Annotated in this window: 4 protein-coding genes; all 4 read right to left on the bottom strand. The window is 61.7% G+C overall.

What is annotated here, in order from left to right; translation table 11 throughout:
* A partial coding sequence (gene argA / locus FN369_RS07280) for an amino-acid N-acetyltransferase (RefSeq protein WP_142525514.1) occupies positions 1-1221 on the bottom strand: 1221 nt, incomplete at its 3' end.
* 8 nt (positions 1222-1229) lie between these two features.
* Complete coding sequence (gene pdxA, locus FN369_RS07275; protein ID WP_246189608.1) at positions 1230-2120, bottom strand: 4-hydroxythreonine-4-phosphate dehydrogenase PdxA; 891 nt, start codon at positions 2118-2120, stop codon at positions 1230-1232.
* Positions 2121-2227: 107 nt separating this feature from the next.
* Positions 2228-3406: a peptidylprolyl isomerase gene (locus FN369_RS07270; protein WP_246189607.1), complete on the bottom strand. Its 1179-nt coding sequence runs from the start codon at positions 3404-3406 to the stop codon at positions 2228-2230.
* A gap of 219 nt (positions 3407-3625) precedes the next feature.
* A partial coding sequence (locus FN369_RS07265) for a DEAD/DEAH box helicase (protein ID WP_142525513.1) occupies positions 3626-5388 on the bottom strand: 1763 nt, incomplete at its 5' end.

Genomic DNA, 5388 nt, shown 5'->3' with positions numbered 1-5388 from the left:
GGGGGCCGGCGGTAGATCGTCCGGGCTTCCCTCGCGGAAGCCGACCTTTTGGGTAAAGAAGTTGTATGTCCTGGCGGATAGCGCGAAGAGCTGCCGAATCCCTTCCTCGCGCGCCACCGATTCCGTAAAATGGACGAGCTTTCGACCGAGCCCTTGGTTTTCGTAGACCCGTGCGACGGAGAGGCAGGCGACTTCCGCCTTCGAGGATTCCGGAAAGCGGTGGAGCGCCACGCATCCGACGAGCCCTCGGTCGATTTCCAAGACATAGTAATCGTCGAGGCGGGCCAAAATCCCCTGCCGGGTCCGGGGAAGCAGCTCGGCAGCCTCCACCGATTGGGAGATGAGCTGGAGGATCGAGCGGACATCCTTTTTCTGCGCCTTTCGAATCGATTCGTATCCTTCGGCGTAGACCATCGTCCCGATCCCGACTTGGGAAAAGAGTTCCGAAAGCAGGGCTTCGTCGATCCGAATGTCGAGGAGGTGAATTCGTCGCACGCCGCTGCGGCAGGCGGCAATCGAGTGGGAGAGCTTCGAGAGGAGCAACGGGGAAATCGTGGCCGCATGGCGGTGGACGAACGATTCGGCTTCGCTTACCGAAAGTTGCCGGGCGAGCCCATTTTCCTTGGCATAGTCGATCTCTCCGGAGAGGTAGATCAACTTCACGGCGCGGAGCGTTTCCGCGATCGCGGCCGCAACCGCATCGGAATTCACCCGGAAGAGGTTGCCTTCGCGGTCGGATCCGATCGGACTGATGATCGGCGTGATGCCGCGGTCGAGCAGGTCATGCAGGAAGGCCGTGTCGACCCGTTCGACCCGACCGGTGAACTGATGGTTGATTCCTCCGACGATCCCGAAGGGATGAACGACCACGGCGTTCGGCACCGCCGCCCGGAGATCGGCGGCGGCGAACGAGGCGAGGACCTGCTGCGCTACTTGGCAGGAGGCCGCAAGGCTTACCTTGAGCGTTGCAGCGTCGGTCGGGCCGGTACCATCCGAGGAGGAGAGCGAGATCGAGCGTTCGGCGGCCAGATCCCGCATCTGCCGGCCGATGCCATGGACGACGATCAGCCGAACGCTGAGGCTGCGAAGAACGGCGAGATCGAGAGCGAGGTTGCCGAAGTTCTCATGGGCGACGACGGCGCCGTCGATGGCGATGACGAAGATCTTATCCCGGAACTCGGGAACATAGGTGAGAATCCCGCGCAGGTTCGTGAAGTTCATCGGCTTTCTCATGCTCTTTTCGTGCCGTGCTCGGCCTCCACGAGGCGGACCGCCAGCCGGATCGCCGCAATCATGCTTCGAGGGTCCGCCGCATCCTTTCCGGCGAGATGGAATGCTGTTCCGTGATCGGGAGAGGTGCGAATCAAAGGCAGACCGAGGGTGACATTCACGCCCGTCGAAAATGCCACGAGCTTGAAAGGAATGAGACCTTGGTCGTGATAAGCCGCTACCACCCCGGCAAACTCCCCGTGAATCGCTTGGCGGAAGACCGAATCGGGAGGCAGGGGACCGACGGCGTTCCTTCCCCTCTTCCGCAGCTCGGTCAAGGCAGGCTCGAAGAGCTCCCGCTCTTCTGAGCCGAAGAGGCCCGATTCGCCCGCATGGGGGTTCAGGGCGGCGATCGCAATTCTTGGAGAAGGGCAACCAAGCCGGTTGAGGAGATCGGCCAACAGCTCGGCCGAAAGGACGATCTTTTCAGGGCGGATGGAAGCGATGGCCTCCCGGAGGCTGCAATGCGTGGAGAGCAGGGTCAGGGAGAGCTTCGGATGCCAAAAGCCCATCACCACCTTCTGCGCCGGGCAGCCGGTCCGGTCCGCAAAAAATTCGGTCTGTCCCGGGTAGGGGAATCCCGCCGCCCGCAAGCCCGCCTTGTGAACGGGTCCGGTGACAATCGCGTGGATCGCCCCTTCTTTCCACAAGCGGACCGCTTCCTCGAGCCACTCCTGCGCGGCACGGGCGGAAGAGGGACTCGGCTCGCCGGGAGAAAAGCCCCGATCCGACCCGATGACGCGGTAGGCGCAGCTTGCCGGAAGTCGATGCGAGGCGATCGCCTTGCGCACGACTTCCGGCCCGATTCCAGCCGGTTCTCCCACGGGGATGCCGATCACCCAGTTGCGCATGGACTATTTCGTTTTGGGCGTTTCCCGGCATGCGGTCGATCGCGCATGTCGGGCGGTAGAGGAGCGGCAGGAGGAAGGGACGCGGAGGAAAAGAGGGAGCATGGCGCTTAGAACATCTTGATGAACGATTTCACCCGCAGGCTGTCGAGCCATTCTTGTTGGCGTCTCTGTCGCTTTTCCTGCAAGAGAGCCGACTCGATCTGGTTGCGCACGCTGGAAATGGGTTTGACCCGCTCCCGCCGCTTGTCTTCTAAGTGGAGGAGGTAATAGCCGTCCGGGGTGGCGATCACATCGCTCGTCTGACCGGGAAACATCCCGAAGGCGGCATCCGCGATTTCGGGGCGCAGCGTATCCCGGGTCACCCAACCAAGGTCTCCTCCTTCCTGTTTCCGAGGTCCCTCGGAATAGGCGCGAGCGAGGTCGCCGAAGTTCGCTCCGAATCGGAGCTTGGTCTCCAGCTCTTTCGCGGTCTCCAGCGGCTGGTCGTATTCTTCCTCCTTTCCGTCAGGTCCGACCCGCCGCTCTTTCAGGACGGATTTCTGTAGGAAAATCAGACGCAGCTTGACGCTCGGCGGCTCGACGAAGAGCGCAAGGTGGTCGTGGTAGTACTGCTCGACCTGGTAAGGAGAAATCACGATGCTATCGGAGACATTCTTCATCCGCATCGCTTGCACGATGATCTGGTCGAGAAGGTTCTGTTTATACCGTTCCTCCGTCATCCCGTTGGCTTGCAGAGTACGGATGAAGGCGATGCGATCCCCATCGAACTGGCTTCGAATCATGTCTCGGACACGTCCCTCGATAAAGGTGTCGGGGATCTGATATCCCTTTTTCTTGAAATCTTGAATGATCAACTCTCGCTCGATCAAGGCTCGAAGGGCGTTGAGCCGCGCTTCCTTGATCCGGTCGACCAGCTCCGGGCCTTGGTAGGTCTCCCGTAAGACCGCTTCGTTGGGTTCGACCTGTTTTTTGACCTCGGAAAAAGTGATTACTTTATCATTGACGATCGCCGCGACGCCATCGACGCCCGCTTGGCCGAAAAGGCGACAGGGAAAGCTCATCGCGATCAGGAGGAGGCCGAGGAAGAGTCCGAGCGGGCCGAGCTTCCCGATCTCCCTTCCGGACGGAAGAATCGTTTGGAACGAAGCGCGCGGAGCGGAGACGAAGCGATTGTGCTTCCTAAGCGGCATAGAGGCGCGGATCAGCGGACCAGGATGCGAATCGGGATAGTGCAGGAACCATTGGCAGCGGGTTGCCGGGTCGGCCCGTGCGCTTCGCTCTCGCATGGCTTTCCCGCCTCACCTGCCTGCGGGTCTGGCTCGGCGAAGATTCGCTGTGCCGTCGCAGCGAGGCGTGACTGTCGCACTTCGGCCAGGAAATCCGAGAGGTTTGCCGACTGGGGCGACCGGCGTTCGGCCTCCGGCTGCGACGGCATTTCGGCACCTTCGCAAGAGACACGACACGTTCGACACGACTTTTGGGGGGCGAGACCGTCACGGCCTAGGCTAGGCTAGGGTTAAGATCCACTTCTTGATTGAAGCAAGCTTACTGCTCGCGTCATCGCCGGTCAAGCGAGGGAAGCGGCCGCCGACCATGAGATACCGGCCGTTTCGTTGCAGACGCAGCTTGTCGTCTTCCACCTCGATGCGTTCCAGGGAGCGGTCGCTTCCCAGGATGCGAAGCTCGGCCTCTGCCAAAAGAAGCCGTGCGGATTCCGGAAGAGGGCCGAATCGGTCACGCCAGGATTGCTCCAGCTCCCGAATTTCCGCGAGCGAGCCAGCCTCCGCGGCTTGGCGATGGGCCGCGATCCGCTCTTCGACAGAGGAGATATAGGAAGCGGGGAGACCCGGTTTTTCGAAAGCCCGGTCCAGGAAGTCCACCGACACCTTGCATGCGAGTGCGCTTCGGACCTTCTTTCCCTGCACTGCGGAGACCGCTTCTCGGAGAAGACGACAATAGAGCTCGAATCCGATGGCCGCGATATGGCCGCTCTGCGCCGTTCCGAGCAGATTTCCCGCACCGCGGATCTCCAGATCGCGCAGCGCGATACGGAAGCCCGCCCCGAGCTGGTTGTACTCCTGCATGGCGCGGATCCGGCGCTTGGCGTCCGCCATCAGGAAGCGGTCGCGGGGAAGCAGGAGATAGGCGAAGGCTTTTTGGTTGGATCGGCCGACGCGCCCGCGAAGTTGGTAGAGGTCGGCCAAGCCGAATCGGTCGGCTCGGTCTACGAGGATGGTGTTGGCATTCGGAATGTCGAGACCGTTTTCGATGATCGACGTGGCCAGGAGGACGTCGGTTTCTCCCGCGACGAAGCGCTGCATGACGCCTTCGAGATCCTCTTTGTCCATCTGACCGTGCCCGATTTCGATGCGAGCCGCAGGCAGGAGTTCTCGGAGGCGGCGACAGACCCGATCGATCGATGCGATCCGATTGTGCAGGAAATAGACCTGTCCACCCCGAGCAAGTTCCTTTTCGATCGCGGCGCGGATCGTCCGCTCGTCGTAGGGGCAGACCACGGTCTCGATCGGGAGACGGTTGGAGGGAGGAGTCTCGATCAGACTTAAATCGCGCGCTCCCGCCAGGGCGAGATAGAGTGTTCGGGGAATCGGGGTTGCCGAAAGCGCGAGCATGTCGATGGAGCGGAAGCGCTCTTTCCACCGTTCCTTTTGCCGGACGCCGAATCGCTGTTCTTCGTCGATGGCCACGAGGCCGAGGCGAGCGAAGCGGACGTCGGCCGACAGTAACCGATGAGTCCCGACGACGACATCGCATTCGCCGGAGGCGATCGCCGCCAGTACCCGTCGCTCTTCGGCCGCGGAGGCGAGGCGGCCCAGGAAGGCGACCTCGATGGGATAGTCCGCAAAGCGTTGCCGGAGCGTCTGGTAGTGTTGGTAGGCGAGCACCGTCGTCGGAGCCAGTAAGGCGGCCTGCTTTCCGCCGACTGCGGCCTTGAAAATGGCGCGAACGGCCACTTCCGTCTTGCCGAATCCCACATCGCCGCAAATGAGTCGATCCATCGGCCGTGCGGCTTCCATATCGGCCTTGGTCTGCTCAATCGCGCGCAGTTGATCGGGCGTCTCCGGATAGACAAACGACTTTTCGAACTCCCGTTGCCAATCGGAGTCGGGAGGGAAGGCGTTGCCGGAAAGAACCTGCCGTTCGGCTTGAATGCGCAAGAGCTTCGCGGCGTAATCTCGAATCGCACCCTGAGCAACGGCGCGCGCCTTTTGCCATCGGCTTCCGCCGAGAGTGTCCAGCTTCGGCGGGC

The organism is Methylacidimicrobium cyclopophantes, assembly GCF_902143385.2.
Lineage (GTDB): Bacteria > Verrucomicrobiota > Verrucomicrobiia > Methylacidiphilales > Methylacidiphilaceae > Methylacidimicrobium > Methylacidimicrobium cyclopophantes.
This window is presented reverse-complemented; position numbering and strand designations above follow the sequence as displayed.

Coding starts and splice junctions, on each gene's coding strand:
- FN369_RS07270 (WP_246189607.1), bottom strand. CDS start 3,406: ATGCGAGAGCGAAGCGCACGGGCCGACCCGGCAACCCGCTGCCAATGG.
- pdxA (WP_246189608.1), bottom strand. CDS start 2,120: ATGCGCAACTGGGTGATCGGCATCCCCGTGGGAGAACCGGCTGGAATC.